Annotated in this window: 16 protein-coding genes and 1 pseudogene; 5 read left to right on the forward strand and 12 right to left on the reverse strand. The window is 61.2% G+C overall.

Features of this window, described 5'->3' with window-relative positions; all coding sequences use genetic code 11:
- Positions 1 to 249: glutathione S-transferase family protein (locus PMI28_RS26530; RefSeq protein ID WP_007981882.1), on the forward strand; the 249-nt coding region annotated here is incomplete at its 5' end.
- A gap of 252 nt (positions 250 to 501) precedes the next feature.
- Here PMI28_RS26530 and PMI28_RS26525 read toward each other — a convergent pair.
- Both PMI28_RS26525 and PMI28_RS26520 read right to left on the reverse strand, forming a co-directional pair.
- The gene (locus tag PMI28_RS26525) at positions 502 to 960 is read right to left on the reverse strand and encodes an HvfA family oxazolone/thioamide-modified RiPP metallophore (RefSeq protein WP_007981886.1); all 459 of its coding nucleotides are present in this window, start codon (positions 958 to 960) and stop codon (positions 502 to 504) included.
- Between the two features lie 389 nt (positions 961 to 1,349).
- Positions 1,350 to 2,366 carry a M14 family zinc carboxypeptidase gene (locus tag PMI28_RS26520; RefSeq protein WP_007981887.1) on the reverse strand — a complete coding sequence of 339 codons (1,017 nt, stop codon included), beginning with the start codon at positions 2,364 to 2,366 and terminating at the stop codon, positions 1,350 to 1,352.
- A 171-nt stretch (positions 2,367 to 2,537) separates the two neighbouring features.
- Between PMI28_RS26520 and PMI28_RS29215 the strand changes: the two are divergent.
- Positions 2,538 to 3,023: pseudogene (locus PMI28_RS29215) on the forward strand (TetR family transcriptional regulator C-terminal domain-containing protein); the annotation flags it as partial.
- On the opposite strand, the gene PMI28_RS30900 reads toward PMI28_RS29215, so the two are convergent.
- The 6 genes from PMI28_RS30900 to PMI28_RS26485 all read right to left on the reverse strand — a co-directional run bounded on the left by PMI28_RS30900 (position 2,979) and on the right by PMI28_RS26485 (position 9,932).
- The gene (locus tag PMI28_RS30900) at positions 2,979 to 3,983 is read right to left on the reverse strand and encodes a DMT family transporter (RefSeq protein WP_007981891.1); all 1,005 of its coding nucleotides are present in this window, start codon (positions 3,981 to 3,983) and stop codon (positions 2,979 to 2,981) included. The pseudogene PMI28_RS29215 and the gene PMI28_RS30900 overlap by 45 nt on opposite strands.
- Positions 3,983 to 4,681 (reverse strand): ABC transporter permease subunit, encoded by a 699-nt coding sequence (locus PMI28_RS26505; protein WP_007981893.1) that lies wholly within the window; start codon positions 4,679 to 4,681, stop codon positions 3,983 to 3,985. The genes PMI28_RS30900 and PMI28_RS26505 overlap by 1 nt, the downstream gene beginning before the upstream one ends.
- 18 nt (positions 4,682 to 4,699) lie before the next feature.
- Positions 4,700 to 5,413, reverse strand: a complete 714-nt coding sequence (locus PMI28_RS26500; protein ID WP_007981895.1) for an ABC transporter permease — start codon at positions 5,411 to 5,413, stop codon at positions 4,700 to 4,702.
- A 147-nt stretch (positions 5,414 to 5,560) separates the two neighbouring features.
- A complete protein-coding gene (locus PMI28_RS26495) occupies positions 5,561 to 6,343 on the reverse strand; it encodes a transporter substrate-binding domain-containing protein (protein WP_007981896.1) in 783 nt (260 codons plus the stop codon).
- 27 nt (positions 6,344 to 6,370) lie between these two features.
- Positions 6,371 to 8,374: an aminotransferase class I/II-fold pyridoxal phosphate-dependent enzyme gene (locus tag PMI28_RS31370; RefSeq protein ID WP_007981898.1), complete on the reverse strand. Its 2,004-nt coding sequence runs from the start codon at positions 8,372 to 8,374 to the stop codon at positions 6,371 to 6,373.
- 157 nt (positions 8,375 to 8,531) lie between these two features.
- Positions 8,532 to 9,932 (reverse strand): MFS transporter, encoded by a 1,401-nt coding sequence (locus PMI28_RS26485; protein ID WP_007981900.1) that lies wholly within the window; start codon positions 9,930 to 9,932, stop codon positions 8,532 to 8,534.
- A 268-nt stretch (positions 9,933 to 10,200) separates the two neighbouring features.
- Here PMI28_RS26485 and PMI28_RS26480 point away from each other — a divergent pair, with 268 nt between their 5' ends.
- Positions 10,201 to 11,088 (forward strand): LysR family transcriptional regulator, encoded by an 888-nt coding sequence (locus tag PMI28_RS26480; RefSeq protein ID WP_007981902.1) that lies wholly within the window; start codon positions 10,201 to 10,203, stop codon positions 11,086 to 11,088.
- Positions 11,089 to 11,095: 7 nt separating this feature from the next.
- Here PMI28_RS26480 and PMI28_RS26475 read toward each other — a convergent pair whose 3' ends face one another.
- Both PMI28_RS26475 and PMI28_RS26470 read right to left on the reverse strand, forming a co-directional pair.
- Positions 11,096 to 11,548, reverse strand: coding sequence for a cupin domain-containing protein (locus tag PMI28_RS26475; protein ID WP_007981904.1), 453 nt, complete (start codon positions 11,546 to 11,548; stop codon positions 11,096 to 11,098).
- 183 nt (positions 11,549 to 11,731) lie between these two features.
- Positions 11,732 to 12,259, reverse strand: coding sequence for a winged helix-turn-helix transcriptional regulator (locus PMI28_RS26470; RefSeq protein ID WP_007981907.1), 528 nt, complete (start codon positions 12,257 to 12,259; stop codon positions 11,732 to 11,734).
- Positions 12,260 to 12,358: 99 nt separating this feature from the next.
- Between PMI28_RS26470 and PMI28_RS26465 the strand changes: the two genes are divergently transcribed.
- Both PMI28_RS26465 and PMI28_RS26460 read left to right on the forward strand, forming a co-directional pair.
- The gene (locus PMI28_RS26465) at positions 12,359 to 12,991 is read left to right on the forward strand and encodes an isochorismatase family cysteine hydrolase (protein ID WP_007981909.1); all 633 of its coding nucleotides are present in this window, start codon (positions 12,359 to 12,361) and stop codon (positions 12,989 to 12,991) included.
- A complete protein-coding gene (locus PMI28_RS26460) occupies positions 12,991 to 14,556 on the forward strand; it encodes an aldehyde dehydrogenase (NADP(+)) (RefSeq protein ID WP_007981911.1) in 1,566 nt (521 codons plus the stop codon). Before PMI28_RS26465 ends, PMI28_RS26460 begins: the two co-directional genes overlap by 1 nt.
- Before the next feature lie 140 nt (positions 14,557 to 14,696).
- Here PMI28_RS26460 and PMI28_RS26455 read toward each other — a convergent pair whose 3' ends face one another.
- Positions 14,697 to 16,115 (reverse strand): efflux transporter outer membrane subunit, encoded by a 1,419-nt coding sequence (locus tag PMI28_RS26455; protein WP_007981913.1) that lies wholly within the window; start codon positions 16,113 to 16,115, stop codon positions 14,697 to 14,699.
- A complete protein-coding gene (locus tag PMI28_RS26450) occupies positions 16,115 to 19,306 on the reverse strand; it encodes an efflux RND transporter permease subunit (protein WP_007981915.1) in 3,192 nt (1,063 codons plus the stop codon). Before PMI28_RS26450 ends, PMI28_RS26455 begins: the two co-directional genes overlap by 1 nt.
- Between the last annotated feature and the right edge of the window lie 8 nt (positions 19,307 to 19,314).

The following is a 19,314-nucleotide window of genomic DNA, read 5'->3' on the forward strand; positions in this document are numbered from 1 at the left end:
GCTACCGCCGAGCCAATGGCGATCCAGACACTTGGGCTGCTGGCGAAGCATTTGGACGGGCAGCCATTTTTCTGCGGGGCGGACTACAGCATGGCGGACGCCATCCTGACGCCTATGCTCGATTATTTGGAACGCGTGCCCGAAAGTGCGCAGTGGCTGAAAAAAACATCAAATCTTCGTGATTATCTTTTTCGCATGCGATTGCGCCAGTCAGGGCGCAATGTGTTGACCGAACCGAACTTTAGTTAATGCAGAAAATGATGGACTTATCGTTCGCCCAAGGGCCGCTTCGGCCGTTCTCTGCCGGTCATGGGTTACAAAGCCTGCTGCTTAAATCCGACGCAATCGGTCGTCAGAACAAATACAAATAACTGGTCAGGTCAAATGTAAACGGGTGGTCAAGTGGAGTGCAATTTCGCTCCTGACGACCAAACCAGTACTGCCCACGCAAAAAACCCTTCCTGAGCGTCAACACAGGAAGGGTTTTTTCGTTGCGGCTGATCAGTCTTTAGCCTGGCTCAGTTTGGTATACAGCTCGGTTGGTACTTTCTTGCCGTTGGAGGTGAACTGGTTGGTGCGGAATTTGTACACCTCGCCCTCGGACAGGAAACCGTCGCCGTTGGCGTCTATCGCCTTGAATTCCTCAGTGCCCTTGGGCGCAACCGCCAGCAATTCCTTGAGCGAAACGCGGCCGTCATGGTCGGCGTCGGTACGGGCGAACGAGGCATCGCCGCACTTACCCTCACCGCACTTTCCTTCTGCCTGAGTCTTTTGTGCGCTGGCTTCGGCACCGCACTTGCCTTCGCCACACTTGCCTTCGCTGGTCTTTTCCGCGGAAGCCAATTGATAGCCCTGAGGCAAGGCATCGGCGGAAAACGCCGTGGAAGCGAAGTTGATACCGCCGACCAGTGCAACTGCGATCAGGCCAATACGGGTTTTGTTCGACTGGATACGAGACATGTTGATACTCCGGAGCAAAGGCGTGGCTGGACCTTTCTGGTCGTACCACAAGGGTTAATAAACCTGGTGCGAGGTACGTTGTGCATCTCGCTTTGGCAGGTCTATTTGGCCCCAGTGGTGTATCCCGGCTGTATCCGCAAAGCGCTGGTTTTGTATGGCTGTATCCCGATTCCGTGCCCTGATACACAGCGATACACGAAAGCCGATACTCAGTTGATCAGCCTTACTGATGTCCGCAGGGGCGATCACTCGACTTTCACCTCCCCTCGACGGCCGACATCAAGGCCGTACCCCGCACACCCTGTGGACAGGACACTTGCCTGTGGCGAGGGAGCAAGCTCCCTCGCCACAGTTTTTGTGTATTTGATGTCGGGTCCGTTGGGCTATCGCTAGTTCGGGTCCAGCAACCCGCCACTCCAGTGACGCGACACCCGGCTGCCGGTGAATTTCGCCACGCCCATGCCCTGGGAAATCAACCGGTCGCGATAGCGCGTGACCAGGCGCCCCGCTTGCTCGGCATGCAGCACCACTTCGGAGGACGGATCGCCCGGCCGCCCGAGAATCCGGGCAAAGCGCTGACCTTCTTCGACAAAATCCCCCAGCTCTTTTTCAAAGATCAGCACGCCGGGTTGCGGAGCGAGGATGGTTTCCATGTGGCCCATTTCCACGGCTTCGACGGGCCAGTCAGCGGGTGGTATTTGCTCGTCAATGACACCGCAACCGCACAACCAGTTATACAGTCCTGCGGCATCCTGTTCGGCGAGGCAATCATTGACATCGCCCTGCCCGCGCAGCTCCAGGGTCGCGGCCATGCGTTTGTCGGTGACGCCTTCGCGCAACCACGGGGCAATGATGGCTTCTTCGAAGGAACCATCGCCGCCGTCATCCCAGATGATCGCCACGTCCATCTTCATCGCTGCCGCCAACTCGCGACCGCGTGGCCAGAAACTGCGGTGTACGTAGAGGTACGGCAAGGCCTCGTCGTCGGTGTGCAGGTCGAGCATCACATCGGCCGGGGCTGCCAGTTGCACCAGTTTCTTTTGCCATTCCTGAACGCAGGTCGAAGTTCGCTCCATGGCCGCCGACTGGTCGAACGAACGATTGAAGTTATGCCCGGTCGCATCGTGATAACGGCCGAGAATCCGGCCCTGGCGAAACTGTCCGATGCCCAGTGGATTGGCTTGTGGCACCACGGTCACCTGGCCTTTGAGTCGGCCCTGGGTTTCGGCGATCTGTAGCCGTTGCATCAGCACATGCAGGACCAGCATCCCGGCGATTTCATCGGCATGCACCCCGGCTTGCAGGTGCACGTTCGGCCCGCTGCCGTCGCCGGCATAGCGCCAGGCACCGACCCGCACGGCATCGCCGTTGTTGTTGCTGACACTGAACGAAATATCCTGCGGCATTGGCTTTCCCTCCCGTCATGACCGTTGAAAAACGTTGTATCGCTGCTGTCGAGACTGGTGATTGAACAGGCGTTCAACTAAGCTCGGCATCGTGGAATCTCACCCAAGGACAGCCTTGTGACAACCGATGCCCCGAAAAACCGCCGCGCCGAACCCGATGACCGTCGCGAAATGCTGGTGGCCGCCACTCTGCGCTGCCTCGGGCGCGACGGTCACGCCGGGATTTCCGTACGGCGCATCGCCACCGAGGCCGGGGTGTCCGTGGGTTTGCTCAACCATCACTTCGGCAGCATCGAGGCACTGATTGCCGACACCTACCAGCGGCTCGCGAGCGAATTGACCACGGCCCTGCTCCAGGAAATCGAACAGGCCGAGACACCCGCGCAAAAGATCGATGCCTTCCTGGAAGGCTCGTTCTCGCCCAGGGTCATGGACCCGCAACTGCTCGGCGTGTGGGTGGTGTTCTGGAGCCTGATCCGTCACTCCGAACACGTCAGCCAGTCCCATGAAAAAAGCTACCGCGCCTACCTCGATCTGATCCGCCAGTTGCTCGACGGCCTGGCGGCCAGCGAAGGCTTCGTGATTCACGACACCCGCCTGGCCGCCATCGGCTTATCGGCGATGCTCGACGGTCTCTGGCTCGAGTGGTGCCTGAACCCCGAGACCTTCAGCGCCGCCAACGGACTGCATATCTGTCGTTGCTGGATAAAGGGGCTGCGACACGGAGCATTCAGCACCGACGACGTCTTGTGAGGCGTGCCGGCCGAAGATCATCGCCAGGGTGCCGCTGACGGCGATCAACCCGGCACCGATCATCAGCGACGTATCCATCAGCGTGCCCCAGACCAGGCTCGACAAGGCAAACGCCCAGATCAGCCCGGTGTATTCGAACGGCGCGAGCAGGGTCGCGGTGGCGCGGCGGAAACTGGCGAACAACAGGAACTGACCGATACCGCCCACCAGGCCGGCGCCGAGCATGCCCAGCCAGGCGGGCGTCGGCGCTGGCGTGTGGGTCCACGGCAGTGCGACCGTCATGCAAATCACGAACACCACGTTGGTGATCAGCATCTGCTCCAGCACTGAGGTCTGTTCATCCACCTGACGCAACTGGATGTAGGTGAACGCCCAGAACATTGCTGCCAGCAGGGTCAGGACGATCGGCAACGGATCGGTCATGTTGTCGGGGCGACAGGCAATGACCACACCGACAAACCCGATGATCAGGCTGAACCACTGCCAGCCGCTGGCGCGCTCCTTGAGAATCACCGCCGCCAGCACCGTGACCATGATCGGCGCGGAGAAATACAGGGTGGTCATCTCGGCCAGGGTCAGGTCCCGGGCCGCGGTGTAGTACAGCAGCCAGGCGACAATCGACAGCAAACCGCGCACCACCAGCAGGCGTCGGCTGGGTGAATGCCAGGCCCGCTGGATCAGGCGCATGCGCCCTGCCAGCAACACTGCGGCGACCACCACCAGGCTGCGCCAGAACAGGATGGTCACCACTGAATAATCGGCCACCAGCCATTTGATGACCGCATCCTGCAACGCCAGGAATGCGTAGCCCAGGGTGCACAGGCCAATGCCTTGCAGCGAGCGATCGACTTTGGACGAACTCATCAGGCCGACCTGCGCACCGGCGTCCCGCGCCGTTCGGCAAAGGCAAACAGCGCCTCGATCAGGAACGTCAGGCACACGTAGACCCCGGCTACCAGCAACAAGGGTTCGTACACTTGCAGGGTTTGTGCGCGGACCACGTTGGCGGCGCCGAGCAGATCGATCACGGCGATGGTCGAGGCCAATGCCGTGGACTTGAGCAGCATCACGGTTTCACCCGCCAGTGTCGGCAACAGCAGACGCAGGGCCCGGGGCAAGCGCACTCGCAACAACGACTGGCGCGCCGTCATGCCAAAGGCCGACGCGGCCTCCATCTCCCCCTTGGGCACCGCCAGCAGGCCACCGCGAATTACTTCGCCGACATAGGCCCCCATCGACACCACCAGGGCGAACACGATGTACCAGTAACCATCACGCAGATAAGGCCAGAGAAAGCTGCCACGAATCAGCGGGAACTGGGCAAACAGGCTGCCCAGCCCGTAGTAGTAGATGTAGATCTGGATCAGCAACGGTGTGCCGCGCGTCACGCTGGTGTAGAACAGGCTGACCTTGGCGATCACCTTGTTTTTCGAGATCCGCGCCAGCGCCACCAGCACCGCCAGCAGGTAACCGAACACACTGGAGACCAACAGAATGATGAGGGTCGTTTGCAGCCCCCGGCCCAACAGTGCCGCATATTCAACTATCCACGCTGGAATCATTTCATTCTCTCTGCCGGTTCAGTCAACAAGAGGCATCCAGCGACGAATACGTCGCTCCAACCGTCCCGAAAGATAGTTCGACGCCAGCGTCACTGCGTAGTACAGCGCGGCAGCCGTGAGGTAGAACAACAGATAGTGGCGCGTCGAACCCGCGCCTTGCTTGGCGGTGTACAGCAGCTCGTTGGTGCCGACCACGCTGATCAGCGCGCTGTCCTTGATCAGGTTGATCCACAGGTTGGCCATCCCGGCCATGGCGTAAGGCGCCATGATCGGCAGCGTGACCCGGCGGAACAGACCGAAACCGTTGAGGCCGAACGCCTTGGCCGCTTCGATCTGGCCGAAGGGAATCGCCTGGATCGCCGCGCGGAAAATCTCCGAGGCGTAGGCACCCTGCACCAGCCCCAGCACCACAATGGCCGCCAGCGGGCCGCTGACATTCACCACGCCGTAGCCGAGCCGGGTCATCAGTGAGTTGAGGAGCATGGAACCGACGTAGTACAGCAACAGAATCAGCAGCAATTCCGGAACAGCCCGGAACAACGTGGTGTAGCCGCGCATCAGCGCCGCAATCGGCTTCGGCGCACCGAGCTTGAGGCAAGCCACCACCAGCCCGATGGCCAACCCGAGCACAAAGGCCCCGGCGGAAATCTGTAGGGTCATCCAGAGCCCCTTCAACAGCGCACTGCCCCATCCCTGTTCGGTGAAATTGATCAGATCGAACATTGCCGGCATTTCGTTCTCCAGTGGGCGGATCTGCACCTTCCCATGTGGGAGCGGGCTTGCTCGCGAAAGCGGTGTGTCAGTCGACATCAATGTTGAATGTCAGACCGCTTTCGCGAGCAAGCCCGCTCCCACAGGGGATCTGCGTTTAGCCAGTCGTCAGAACGCAGGCTTCACGCTGGTACCGAAGTAGCTCTGGGAGAGGTCGTCGTAGTCCTTGCTCGCCAGCAATTGCTGGATGGCCTTGTCGAGTCTGGCCTTGAGTTCGGTGTCGTCCTTGCGCAGGCCGGCGCCCACGCCTTTACCGAAAATCGGGTCATAAGGCACGGTGCCGAGGTAGGCCAGGTCCTTGGCATCCGGGGTTTTGACGAAGGCGGCCATGGCGGTGCCGTCGGCCATCATCAGGTCGATGCGCCCGGCAATCAGGTCGGCGTTGGCCGAGTCCTGGGTGTCGTAGTACTTAACGTCGGCGATTTTTTCGTAGTAGGTCTTCAGGTAGCTGGCGCTCACGGTCGAGTTCTGCACGCCGATGATCTTGCCCTTGAGGTCATCCGGGTACTTCTTCACCGACGTCTCTTTCGGACCGACGACGGCAATCGCCGAATCGTAGTAGGCCTTGCTGAAGGCGATCTGCTTTTCCCGTTCTTCGGTCACCGACATCGAAGAAAAGATCACGTCGATTTTCTTCGCCAGCAGCGACGGAATGATGCCGTCCCACGCCACTTCCTTGATCTCGCAATCAGCTTTCATTTCGCTGCACAGCTTGTGGATCAGATCGACTTCAAAACCCTTCCATTCACCGTTGGCCTGCTTTTCGGTGTACGGCGGATAGGGTTCCGCTGCCACCGCGAACCTGATCGGTTGCGCCTGTGCTGCGCTCATGCCGGCCAGCAATACGCAGGCCGCACCGGTCAACCAGTTTGCAAAACGTCGATTTCCCATGTTGTTTTCCCGTCTTTTTATAATGAGTTAGCGAGTCTGATGAGCGTTGACGAATTGCCGGCAACGCTCGCTGCGTGGGTGTACGAACACTTCGTCCGGCGAACCGGTTTCCTCGATCAGCCCTTGATGCAAAAAGGCGACTTTGGAAGAGACATCGCGTGCGAAAGCCATTTCATGAGTCACCAGGATCATGGTCCGGCCTTCTTCGGCGAGGGAGCGGATCACCCGCAGCACTTCCCCGACCAGTTCCGGGTCGAGTGCCGAGGTGGGTTCATCGAACAGCATGACCTTGGGCCGCATGGCCAGGGCCCGGGCGATGGCCACCCGTTGTTGCTGTCCCCCGGAGAGAAACGCCGGGTACTCGTTGCGCTTGGCCGCAAGCCCGACGCGCTCCAACAGTGCTTCGGCCCGTTCGGTGGCCTCCGCACGGCTTTCACGCAAGACCTGGGTCGGCGCTTCGATGAGGTTTTCCAGCACCGTGCGATGGGGCCAGAGGTTGAAGTTCTGAAACACCATGCCCAGGCTCGACCTTATGCGAACAAGCTGTTTGGCGTCCGACACCAGCGGTGCGCCGGGACGATTCTGGTTAAGGTGAATGCTTTCGCCATCGACCAGGATGCGGCCCTGGTCTGGCACTTCGAGCATGTTGATGCAGCGCAGCAAGGTACTTTTGCCCGAGCCGCTGGCACCGATCAGGGAGATCACTTCGCCCTCGCGGGCGGTCAGGGAAACGCCTTTGAGCACTTCGATATTGCCGAAGCGTTTATGCAGGCGATCGACTTCGATCATGGTCTTGGCCGCAGTCGGTTCGACAGTCGCGGTACTGGTCACCGTGCCGATCGCCGGCCTCGGCGCTTCACCATTGAGCACCTGGACAAAGCCGCGAATGCGCTGACAGGCCTGGGCCAGTCGCTCTTCACTCAGGGTGAACGAAAGCCGTACAAAACCCTGGGCCGGCTCACCGAATGCCGCCGCATCCAGCACCGAGACACCGGCTTCGCGCAACAGGCGCCAGGCGAATTCCAGAGAAGTCAGGCCGGTGCCGCGCACATCCACCAGCACGAACATGCCCGCATCCGGGTTGAGCACGCTGATGCCCGGGCAATCGGCCAGGCCGGACACCACCAGATCGCGGCGTCGACGATAGATCTCGCGCATGCCGTGAGTGACTTCGTCGTGGGACTGCACGGCCTTGAGCGCCGCTTCCATGACAAACCCGGGCAAGCCGTACAGCATGCTCAGCACCAGGGTTTCGACATGATTGACCAGGGCTTCATTGGCCACGACCCAGCCGATGCGCCAACCGGTCATGGCATGGGATTTCGACAGGCTGCCGATCACCACGCAGCGCTCGGCCATGCCCGGCAACGCCGCCAGACTCAAGTGTTCACGCTCGTAGGCGAGGCTCTCGTAGACCTCATCCACCACCACCCACAGGTCGTGGGCGATGGCGAGGTCGGCGATGGCTTGCAGTTCTTCGCGACCCAGCACCACGCCGGTGGGGTTGTTCGGATTGGAGAAGAAAATCGCCCGGGTGCGCGGGGTAATGGCCTTGGCCAGTACGGCGGCATCGAGGCGAAAACCCGAGTCCGCCGCACAGGGCACCCGCACCAGCGTGGCGCCGGACGCCTTGAGCGTGGCTTCGTAAGTAACGTACATCGGATCGAGGGCGATCACTTCGTCGCCGGCACCGAGCAGGCACATCGAGGTGGCGAACAAGGCGTTCTGCGCACCTGCCGTGAGAATGATGTTCGACGCCTGCAGTTCGCGGTCGATCAACCGGCTGTAGCGACCGGCGATGGCCTCGCGCAAGGCCTGGCGGCCGGCGATTTCGGTGTAGTGGGTATCCCCTTCGCGCAAGGCGTGGATGGCGGCATCGGTAATGAAATCGGGGGTGGGAAAATCCGGGTCGCCGACGCTGAGGATGATCACGTCCTCGCCTTTGCGCTGTGCCGCGTTGGCCGCGTAGTGAATATCCCAGGCGGCAACGCCTTGGCCACTGATCCGCTCTACAAAGGGTGAAAACCGCATGCCAGTGCCTCGTTCGAATTGAAGAAACGCAAGCCCGCAACCAGCCGGGGGAAGGTGGCCCTCAACATAGTCCAGACTGAACACTCGTTCAACAGAAAACTCACAAGGCTTCGCGTTCAGCGCAAACAGGTCGTTTTCACGACAGTCGCGCCGTTTTTCAGCACGAGGATGCCAGGCGCCGTGACACAAAATGACTGTACGTCCCAATGACCAGCGCAACGACGATCAACGCCGCCGCGACGGCGAACGTGACCCGCATCCCCTGCCCGACCGCTTCTGGTTGTGCGTGCAGGATATTGTTGCCGGCCGTGCCGAAGGCAAACACCGCGCCCATCACCGAAGCGCCGGTGATCAGCCCCAGGTTGCGTGACAAGCCGAGCAAACCGGAAATCACACCACGTTGCTGCGGCGCAATGTCCGCCATCACGGCGGTATTGTTTGCCGCCTGGAACAGCGCATAACCGGCCGTGAGGACCACCAGCGGAGCGAGGTAGCCGAATACGCCGACGCTCATCGGCACAGAGGGAAGGATGCAAGCGCCGGTCAACATGGCAACCAACCCGATGGCGCTTGAACGCTGCGCACCCAATCGGTCGACCAGCCGCCCGCCAGGCACACCCGCCAATGCCGCCACCAGCGGACCGGCCGACATCACCAGCCCGACACTCGCGGCGCTCAAACCCAGTGCCCCCGACAGATAGAACGGGCCGACCACCAGGGTGGCCATGACCACCGTGGTCACCAGGGTGCTCATGGCGAACCCGGCGCTCAGCAGCGGATTGCGCAACACCGGCAATTTGACCAGCGGCGATGCGGCCGTCTGCTCGACGAACACGAACAGAATCAAGCCGATCACGGCTACCAGCAGCAGTGCCGTATTGAGCGGGCCGAAGCTGCCGCGTCCAAGGGTCATTGCCAGCGCGTAAGCCAACAGCGTCAGGACCAATACCAGCGTACCGAGCACGTCGAAGTCTGGCCGGGTGGACTGCATCGCATGGCGATCAACCGGTAAAAAGCGCCAGGCGAGTCCGATCGCCAAAACACCCAACGGTACGTTGAGCAAAAAAATCCCCTGCCAGCCCACATGGGCAATCAACACGCCGCCAAGCGTCGGCCCCAGGCAAGTGCCTAGTGCCGACATCGTGCCGAGCACGCCCATCGCGCTGCCCATTTTTTCCTTGGGCACCGCTCCGCCCACCAGGGCCATGGTCAACGCCATCATGATGGCCGCGCCGATACCCTGTAAGGCCCGGGCAGCAATCAGCGACCACAGATCGGGCGCCAGGGCACACAGGATCGAGGCGACGGTGAACACGGCAATGCCGATCAGCAGCAATCGCCGTCGCCCCATCAGGTCGCCGAGCCGTCCAACGCTGACGATCAGTGCCGTGATGCTCAACAAGTAGGCGAGCACCACCCACTGCACCGCCTGGAACGACGCTGAAAACACCTCGGCCAATGTCGGTAAACCTACGTTGGCGATGCTCGTGCCCAGGGACGACAGCAACATGGATAACGACAGGCCGGACAATGCGCCCCGGATCGATATGGACTTCATTTTCTCGCGACTCCACAAATTAGGTTGTCCCGAGCCTAAGCCCAGCCATAACATGGCGGAAGACGCAGCATTTGCACTTTATACGTGCATACAACGCCTCGTACCCACAAACCAGTGTGGGAGCGGGTCTGTGGCGAGGGGGCTTGCCCCCGTTGGGTTGCGAAGCAGCCCCAAAATCTCTGATGCACCAAAGATCTTGTGAGTGCTACGCACTCAAACGGGGGCAAGCCCCCTCGCCACAGGGTTCACTCCTACAGGAACTGATCCAATGCCAGACCTGAATCTGTTGATCACTCTGAACGTGTTGCTCGAAGAAGGCAGCGTGGCCCGCGCCGCGCAGCGTCTGCGCCTGAGCCCGTCAGCCATGAGCCGGGCGCTGGCGCGATTGCGCGAAACCACGGGCGACCCGCTACTGGTGCGGGCCGGGCGCGGACTGGTGCCCACGCCTCGGGCGCTGGAGTTGCGCGAACGCGTCGGCGTGCTGGTGCAGGATGCCGAAGCCGTCCTGCGCCCCGCCGAAGCACTCGACCTCAATCAACTGGCCCGCACCTTCACCCTGCGCACCAGCGATGGCTTCGTGGAAAATTTCGGACCGCCACTGATCGCCCGCATCAACCAGGAGGCGCCCGGTGTCCGCTTGAATTTCGTGCAGAAGCTGAACAAGGACAGCACCCTGCTGCGCGAGGGCTCGGTGGATCTGGAAACCGGTGTGATCGGTGAAGCAACCAGCCCGGAAGTGCGGACCCGGATGCTGTTTCGTGACCGGTTCATTGGCGTCGTGCGTGAAGGTCATCCACTGACTCAAGGTGAAATGACGCCTGTGCGTTATGCCGCCGCCCGGCACATCCTGGTCTCGCGCCGGGGCCACGAAAAAGGCGTCATGGACGACGCCTTGAACGAGCTGGGACTGAAGCGGGACATCGTCACCATTGTCGCTGGCTTCTCTTCGGCGATTGCATTGGCGCGGGCTTCAGACCTGGTGGCCAGCGTACCGGAGCGGCACGTCGGCAACCTGTGCCAGGGGTTGCATTGCTTTGCCCTGCCGTTCCCCACGCCACCGATCACGGTTTCAATGCTGTGGCACCCGCGCATGGACGCCGACCCTGCGCATCGCTGGTTACGCGGTTGTGTGTGGGAGGTGTGCAGTCGGCAATGACCCTCGCCTACTCCTTCAGGATCAGCAGCGACTCACCTTTCTTCACGATGTAGGTCGCCAGTTCCGATGCCTTGCCCTGGCCTACGTTCTTCGCCACATGCGCGACGCCTTCGGGGATGTACAACGAATCACCGGCCTTGAGCGTCACCGGTGCCCGCCCCTCCAGCTGATATTCAAAAGTGCCGCTGATCACGTGCGCCACCTCGACACCGGGGTGAGCATGTTTGGGCGATGTCACGCCCGGATCGAAATCCACCCGCACTTGAAGGACTTCGCGATCGGCGGCACCGAGGTCTTCGCGAATCAGGTCCGTGCGATGCAGGCCCTGCTGCCAGCTTTTCATCGCCGGGGCCGGCTGTGCTTCCTGGGCTTGAGAGAGGCTCGCGACGGTGGCGAGCCCGGCGGCGGCCAGCACCAAACCAAGCCTGCCGATGGTGTGACGGGGGTTGATACGCGACATTGTCTTTCCTCCAGTTGAACCACGCCAAGCCGCGCCGAAAGTGACGCGATGCCGGTGGTTCCATTTGAAGGCCGCTGTGTATCGCCCGGGTGTCAGGAAACAGCGGATTTGTATGCCCGGGTAACGGCGAGCGTTGCGGATACTTGCAGATACAAACCCGCCGTTGCGGGCACGTCGATGGTCTTACTCCCCCGCCGCTACCGGATCGGCCCCGCGACTGCCCTTGAACGCTTCGCGCCGGGCGCTGCGTTCGGCGCGATAGGCGGCGCTCGGTTCGCTGATCAGGTCCGCGCGGCGCAAGGGCTGCCCGCAATGCGCGCAAAGCGGTCCGAGTCCGGCTGGCTCGCCACAACTGCGGTGGGTATAGACCACCGCCAGGCCTTCCCCGGGCGATTTGCACCAGGTTTCGCCCCAGGCCCGCAGCGCCAGGATCACCGAGTAGAACGCCTCGCCTTTTTCTGTGAGGTGATATTCGTAGCGCCGCGGTCGTTCGCTGTAAGCGCGGCGCTCTACGAGCCCGTCAGCCTCCATGCTCTTCAAGCGCGCCGCGACCATTTGCGGCGTTCCGCCGGTCTGCGCCTGGAGGTCGTCAAAACGGTGGCTGCCCATGAACAACTCACGCAAGACCAGCACCGTCCAGCGGTCGCCCACGACGGCTTCGGCCCGGGAAATCGGACACAGGGTTTCAGATACGGTTTTTTTCACCGACATGCGGTATTGCCTCTTTCCTAGTTACTATGATTATCATATCAGCGTAAATTCCGAGCAACTACACTTCATCATCCATGGATTCTTTTGCGGAGAGCCGCCATGTCCAACGCTACCTACCCTCTTGATCGGACGGCCTATCTGCTGGTCGATCCCTACAACGACTTTCTTTCGGATGGAGGCAAGATCTACCCCTTGATCGAGCCAATCGCCAAGCAAGTCGGCCTGCTCGACAACCTGCGCATACTTGATCACACCATCCGCGCGCTCGACATTCCGGTGGTCATCGTACCGCACCACCGCTGGGAAAACGGCGACTACGAAAACTGGGATCACCCAAGCCCCACCCAGTGCAAGATCATGCACATGCATCACTTCGCACGCGGGGAATGGGGCGGCGAATGGCACCCCGACTTCGCGCCGAAGGACGGCGACATCGTCGTGCAAGAGCATTGGGGGTCGAGCGGTTTTGCCAACACCGACCTCGATTTTCGCCTCAAGCAAAAGGGTATCACCCACGTGATCATCGTCGGCCTGCTGGCCAATACCTGCATTGAGGCAACCGCCCGTTACGCTCAGGAACTGGGCTATCACGTCACCCTGGTACGCGATGCGACCGCCGCCTTCAAACCGGAAATGATGCATTCAGCCCATGAACTGAACGGCCCGACCTTCGCTCACGCCATCGTGACCACCAATGAACTGGTTGCCGCACTGGCACAGGCAGGTGTGTGATGCAGTTGACAGGCAACCTGCTGATCGGCGCCAGTGATGTCGGCGCCAGCGAAGGAACCATGAAGGCGCTCAATCCCGCGACAAACCAGCCGATTGAACCGGCGTTCGCCCTGGGTGGCCCGACCGAGGTCGAGCGTGCCGCGACCCTGGCCGACGAAGCATTTGACGCTTACAGCCATACCTCGCTCGCCGTGCGTGCGGCGTTTCTCGAACGCATTGCCGACAACCTCGACAGAGTACGCGAGACGCTGGCCGCACGGGCCGCCCTGGAAACCGGTCTGCCACAAGCGCAACTGGAAGGCGAGGCCCTGAAGGCCGCCACCCAGTTCCGCCAATTCGCCGATGTCGTGCGCAAGGGACGCTTCCTGCAACTGGCCATCGACCCGGAACAACCGGAGCGCCAGCCACGCCCGCGCATGGACCATCGTCTGCAAAAAATCGCCATCGGCCCGGTGGCGATTTTCGGCGCGAGCAACTTCCCCATCGCCTACTCAGTCGCGGGTGGCGATACCGCGTCGGCACTGGCGGCAGGCGCCACCGTCATTCTCAAGGCGCACAACGCGCATCCCGGCGCCTCGGAAATCCAGGCCCGCGCCATTCGTGAGGCGGTGCAAGCGTGCGGGCTGCCCGAAGGCGTGTTCTCGATGGTGCGCGGCTCCGGCAATGCCATCGGCGAAGCGCTGGTCGATCATCCGCTGATCAAGGCCGTGACCTTTACCGGTTCCGAACAAGGTGGCATGGCGCTGTATCGGCGTGCGCAGTTACGTCCCGACCCGATTCCGGTTTTCGCCGAAATGACCAGCGTCAACCCGACCTTCATCCTGCCCCAGGCACTCGCCGAACGGGGCGCGCAGATCGGCGATGGTTTTGTTGAGCGCATGCTGGTCAATGTCGGGCAAGCCTGTCTCAAGCCGGCCATTCTGGTGGCCATCGAAGGCACTGGTTTTGAAGCGCTGCGCCACGCCATGAGCAAACGCGTATCCGAGGCCCCCGCACGCACGATGTTGACACCTGGCATCCATGGGGCGTACCTGAACGGTCTCTGCTCAATCGAAAACGCCGGTGCCCGCCTCGTCGCCGTTGGCTCGACATCGACCGCAGAGGTGGATGGCCGTTCAGCGCTGTTCGAGGTCGATGGCCAACGCTTTCTCGCCGAACCGTTGCTTTCACAGGAGGTATTCGGCCCGTCAGCGCTGCTGGTGAAGGTCAGGGATGAAGCGGAACTGTTGAGGGTCGCGCGCTCATTCAAGGGGCAACTCAGCGCGACCCTGCATCTTGAACAGGACGATTTGCCACTGGCCCGTCGCTTGCTGCCAACCCTGGAGCGACGCACCGGGCGCATCGTGGTCAACGCCTTCGCCCATCCGCAGGAAGTGTGTTTTGCCACCGTGCATGGCGGGCCGTTTCCAGCCACCTCGGACAGTCGATTTACCTCAGTGGGCATGACCTCCATCGAACGCTTCCTGCGCCCGGTGGCCTACCAGGGCTTTCCGGATGCCCTGCTGCCAGAGCCGCTGCGCGATGGCAATCCCTTGGGGCTGCCGCGCCTTGTGGACGGTCAATAAACGAAAATGCGTAAACCATTCCGCTAACTGTAGGAGCGAGCTTGCTCGCGATGGTCGTTAACGAAAACGCGTGCTTGCTGGCTAAGCGCGGTGCTCTTGAGTCCATCGCGAGCAAGCTCGCTCCTACAACAACGGGTTAGTCAGTTGTTTTTCGCCAGCCTGGTTTCACCACTGTCCCAACCACCGCCCAAGGATTTGTAGATCGCCACAATGGCGCGGTACTGATCAGTTTCACCCAGTGCCTGGGCATCCTCGGCATTCAGCCGTTCGCGTTGTGCGTCCAGTAACACCAGATAGTCCACCACCCCTTCCTTGTATTGCGTCGCCGCCAGATCGGCCGCGGCACGACTCGACTCGCTTTGCTTGATCAGCGACAGCAAGCGTTGCTGGCGCTTGCCGTAGTCGCTGAAGGCGTTTTCCGACTCCTCCAGTGCGAGCAACACCTGTTGCTCATAGGTCGCCAATGCACCCTCGGCCTCGGCGTTTGCGCCACGAATACGCGCCCGCACGCTGCCCAAGTCAAACGCGGCCCAGGTGATGCTCGGCCCCAGGCTCCAGGCGCGAGCGGCACTGGAACCGATTTGCGAACCACGCCCCGCCGTGAACCCGAGGAACCCGCTCAAGCTCACCCGTGGAAACAGGTCGGCGGTGGCCACGCCGACATCGGCGGTGGAAGCCGCCAACCGGCGCTCTGCCGCGAGCACATCCGGGCGCCGATGCAACAGCTCGCCGGGATCGCCAATCGGCAATGCCTTGGCGATGGCCGGCAAATCCTTTGGACTCAAGTCGATGCTCAGGGTGTCCGGGCGTTCGCCCAGCAGCGTGGCGATGCGGTTTTTATCGCGTACCTGTTCCGCCTGCAGTTGCGGCACGCTCGCCTCGACCGCCGCCAACCGCGCATCGGCACGCACCACGTCGAGTTCGTTACCCACACCAGCGTCACGCAGACTCACCGTCACGCTGCGCGATTCACTTTGATTCTTGAGGTTGGCCAGGGCGATTTTTTCCCGCAGTTGCGCACCGCGCAGCTGACCATAGGCATCCACCAATTCGGCGATCATGGTCACCCGCAGTTGGTAGAGGTCCGCCGCCGAGGCGTCTTCCCGGGCATCGCTGGACTCCAGTGCGCGCTGGATGCGCCCGAACAGATCGATCTCCCAGGCCATGTCCAGGCCCAGATCATAGCGTTCGGTATTGACCCGACGCTCAGTCAGACCCGGCACCTGCGACTTGCCCTGCTGGCTGCTGACCCGACTGGTGACCACGGGCAGATTGTCGTTGCTGATGTCATCGCGAATGGCCCGTGCGGCTTTCCAGCGGGCGAAGGCCACGCGCAAATCGCGGTTGCCATTGAGCGCTTTGCCGACCAACTGATTCAGCGTGGGGTCATCGAATTGCTGCCACCACACCGTTTCGAAACGCGTTTGATCGTAGTTGGCCCCTTGTGCCGAGACAACATGGGCAGGCGCTGTGTCCGGGGTTTTGTAATCCGGCCCAACAGTGCAGGCGGCCAATGCCGCGACCAGGAGGCTGGGAAGAAAGAGCTTGAAAGCGTTCATCAGTGTGCCTCCGGATCTATAACGTTGAGCGAGTGAACGTGGGCCGCCTTGCGCGCGGCTTTGCGCTCGATGTAGCGACGAATGAGGACGAAGAACACCGGCGTCAGCAGCAAGCCGAAGAAAGTCACCCCGAGCATCCCGGAGAACACGGCGACCCCCATGGCGCGACGCATTTCCGAACCGGCTCCGGTGGAAGTCACCAACGGAATCACTCCCATGATGAACGCGATCGAGGTCATCAGAATCGGCCGCAGACGCATGCGGCAAGCGTCCAGCACGGCTTCCAGCGGCGACAGGCCCTGGTCCTGCCGGTCCTTGGCGAACTCGACGATCAGGATCGCGTTCTTGCACGCCAGGCCCACCAGTACGATCAAGCCGATCTGGGTGAAGATGTTGTTGTCGCCCTTGGAAATGATCACCCCGGCAATCGCCGACAACAGGGTCATCGGTACGATCAGGATCACCGCCAGCGGCAGGCTCCAGCTTTCATACAGGGCAGCCAACACCAGGAACGCCAGCAATACGCAGAGCGGGAACACCAGCAACGCGGTGTCGCCGGACAATATCTGCTGGTAGGTCAGGTCGGTCCACTCGTAGGTCATGCCGTTCGGCAGTTCTTCCTTGAGCAGCTTCTCGATGGCTTTCTGGGCCTGGCCGGAGCTGAAACCGGGAGCCGCCGCGCCGTTGATTTCCGCACTGATGAAGCCGTTGTAGTGCATGACCCGATCAGGCCCCGACGTCGGGCTGACCTTGATGAACGTGGCGAGCGGAATCATTTCTCCATGATCATTGCGCACCTTCAACTGGCCGATCTGCTCCGGCTCCAGACGGAATTGCTGGTCAGCCTGAACGTTGACCTGCCAGGTGCGGCCGAAACGGTTGAAGTCGTTCGCATACAGAGAACCCAGGTACACCTGCAACGTATCGAAGATGTCGCTGACAGCCACGCCGTGAGTCTTGGCTTTCTCCCGGTCGATGGCGGCATCGACCTGCGGCACGTTCACCGTGAAGCTGGTAAACAGATTGGCCAGTTCCGGCACGCTGCGGCTCTTGGCGATGACGTTCATGGTCTCTTTGTACAGGGCTTCATAACCCAGGTTGCCGCGGTCTTCGATCTGCAGTTTGAAGCCACCGATGGTGCCCAGGCCTTGAACCGGCGGTGGCGGGAACACGGCGATGTAGGCGTCCTGAATGCTGCCGAATTTGGCGTTGAGTGAAGCGGAAATCGCCTTTGCCGACAGGCTCGGGTCTTTGCGTTCATCGAAGGGCCGCAAGCCGATGAAGGCGATACCGGCGTTCGGGCTGTTGGTGAAGCCATTGATCGACAGCCCCGGGAATGCCACGGCGCTGTCGAAACCCGGCTCGTTCATGGCGATGCTGCTCATGCGCCGGATCACCGACTCCGAGCGATCAAGGCTTGCGGCGTCCGGCAATTGCGCGAAGGTCACCAGGTATTTTTTATCCTGGGTCGGCACGAAACCGGTCGGCGTGGTGCTGAAGCCCATGTAGGTCATGGCGATCAGCCCGGCATACACCAGCAAGGCCACACTGCTGCCACGAATGACCTTGGCGACGGCAACCACGTAACCATGGCTGGCTTTTTCGAACACGCGGTTGAACGGTTTGAACAGCCAACCACCGAACAGACGATCCAGCACTTTGGAGAAACGGTCTTTCGGCGCACCGTGGGCCTTGAGCAATACCGCAGCCAACGCCGGCGACAGGGTCAAGGAGTTGAACGCCGAGATCACCGTCGAGATGGCAATGGTCAGGGCGAATTGCTTGTAGAACTGCCCGGTCAATCCCGAGATGAAAGCTGCTGGCACGAACACCGCGCACAACACCAACGCCGTGGCGATGATCGGGCCAGTCACCTCGCCCATGGCTTTCTTGGTTGCCTCGATCGGCTCGAGGCCCAACTCGATGTTGCGTTCGACGTTCTCCACCACCACGATCGCATCATCGACCACGATCCCGATGGCCAATACCAGGCCGAACAGCGACAGGGCGTTGAGCGAGAAACCGAACAGGTGCATCACCGCAAACGTACCGATCAGCGATACCGGCACCGCCACCAGCGGAATGATCGAGGCGCGCCAGGTTTGCAGGAACAGGATCACCACCAGCACCACCAGGATCAGCGCTTCGAACAGCGTGTGAACCACCGCTTCAATCGAACTGCGCACGAAGATGGTCGGGTCGTAGACGATCTCGTAGTCCATGCCCTCCGGGAAGTTCTTCTTCAGTTCAGCCATCTTCGCCCGCACCTGGTCGGAGACGTCGATCGCATTGGAACCCGGGCGCTGGAAGATCGGCATCGCCACCGCTTCCTGGTTATTGAGCAAGGCGCGCAGAGCGTACTGGTTGGAGCCGAGTTCAATCCGCGCAATATCCTTGAGGCGTGTGATTTCGCCGTCCGGACCACTGCGGATAATCACGTTCTCGAACTCCTCCTCGGTGACCAGCCGTCCCTGAGAGTTGATCGACATCTGGAAGCTCGTGGCGTTGGGCGCAGGCGGTGCACCCAGTTGGCCGGCAGCGACCTGGCGGTTCTGTTCACGGACTGCGTTGACCACATCGGTCGCGGTCAGGTTGCGTGAAGCTGTCTTGTTCGGGTCGAGCCAGATACGCAGCGAGTAGTCGCCGATACCGAACATCTTTACGTCACCGATACCGTTCAGGCGCGACAGCTCATCCTTGACGTTGAGGATCGCGTAGTTGGACAGGTAGAGCATGTCGTAGCGTTTGTCCGGCGAAGTCAGGTGCACCACCATCGTCAGCTCGGGCGAAGCCTTGTCCACGGTGATGCCGATGCGCGTCACCTCTTCGGGAAGTTTCGGCTCGGTTCGGGTCACGCGGTTCTGTACCTGCACCTGGGCGTTGTCCAGGTCGGTGCCCAGGGCGAAGGTCACCGTGAGAGTGAGCCGACCATCGGCCGTGGACTGCGAATACATGTACAGCATGTTCTCGACGCCGGTGATGGCTTGCTCGAGTGGCGCGGCAACGGTTTCACCAATGACCTTGGGGTTGGCGCCCGGGTAGTTGGCATGAATGACGACGGTCGGTGGCACCACCTCCGGGTATTCGCTGATCGGCAACTGGAACAGCGCGATGGCGCCGGCGATCAGGATCAGCAGCGACAGCACCGCGGCGAAGATCGGCCGTGTAATAAAGAACTGGGAGAACTTCATGACGGTGT

Source organism: Pseudomonas sp. GM48 (assembly GCF_000282335.1).
In the GTDB taxonomy this organism is placed as follows: domain Bacteria; phylum Pseudomonadota; class Gammaproteobacteria; order Pseudomonadales; family Pseudomonadaceae; genus Aquipseudomonas.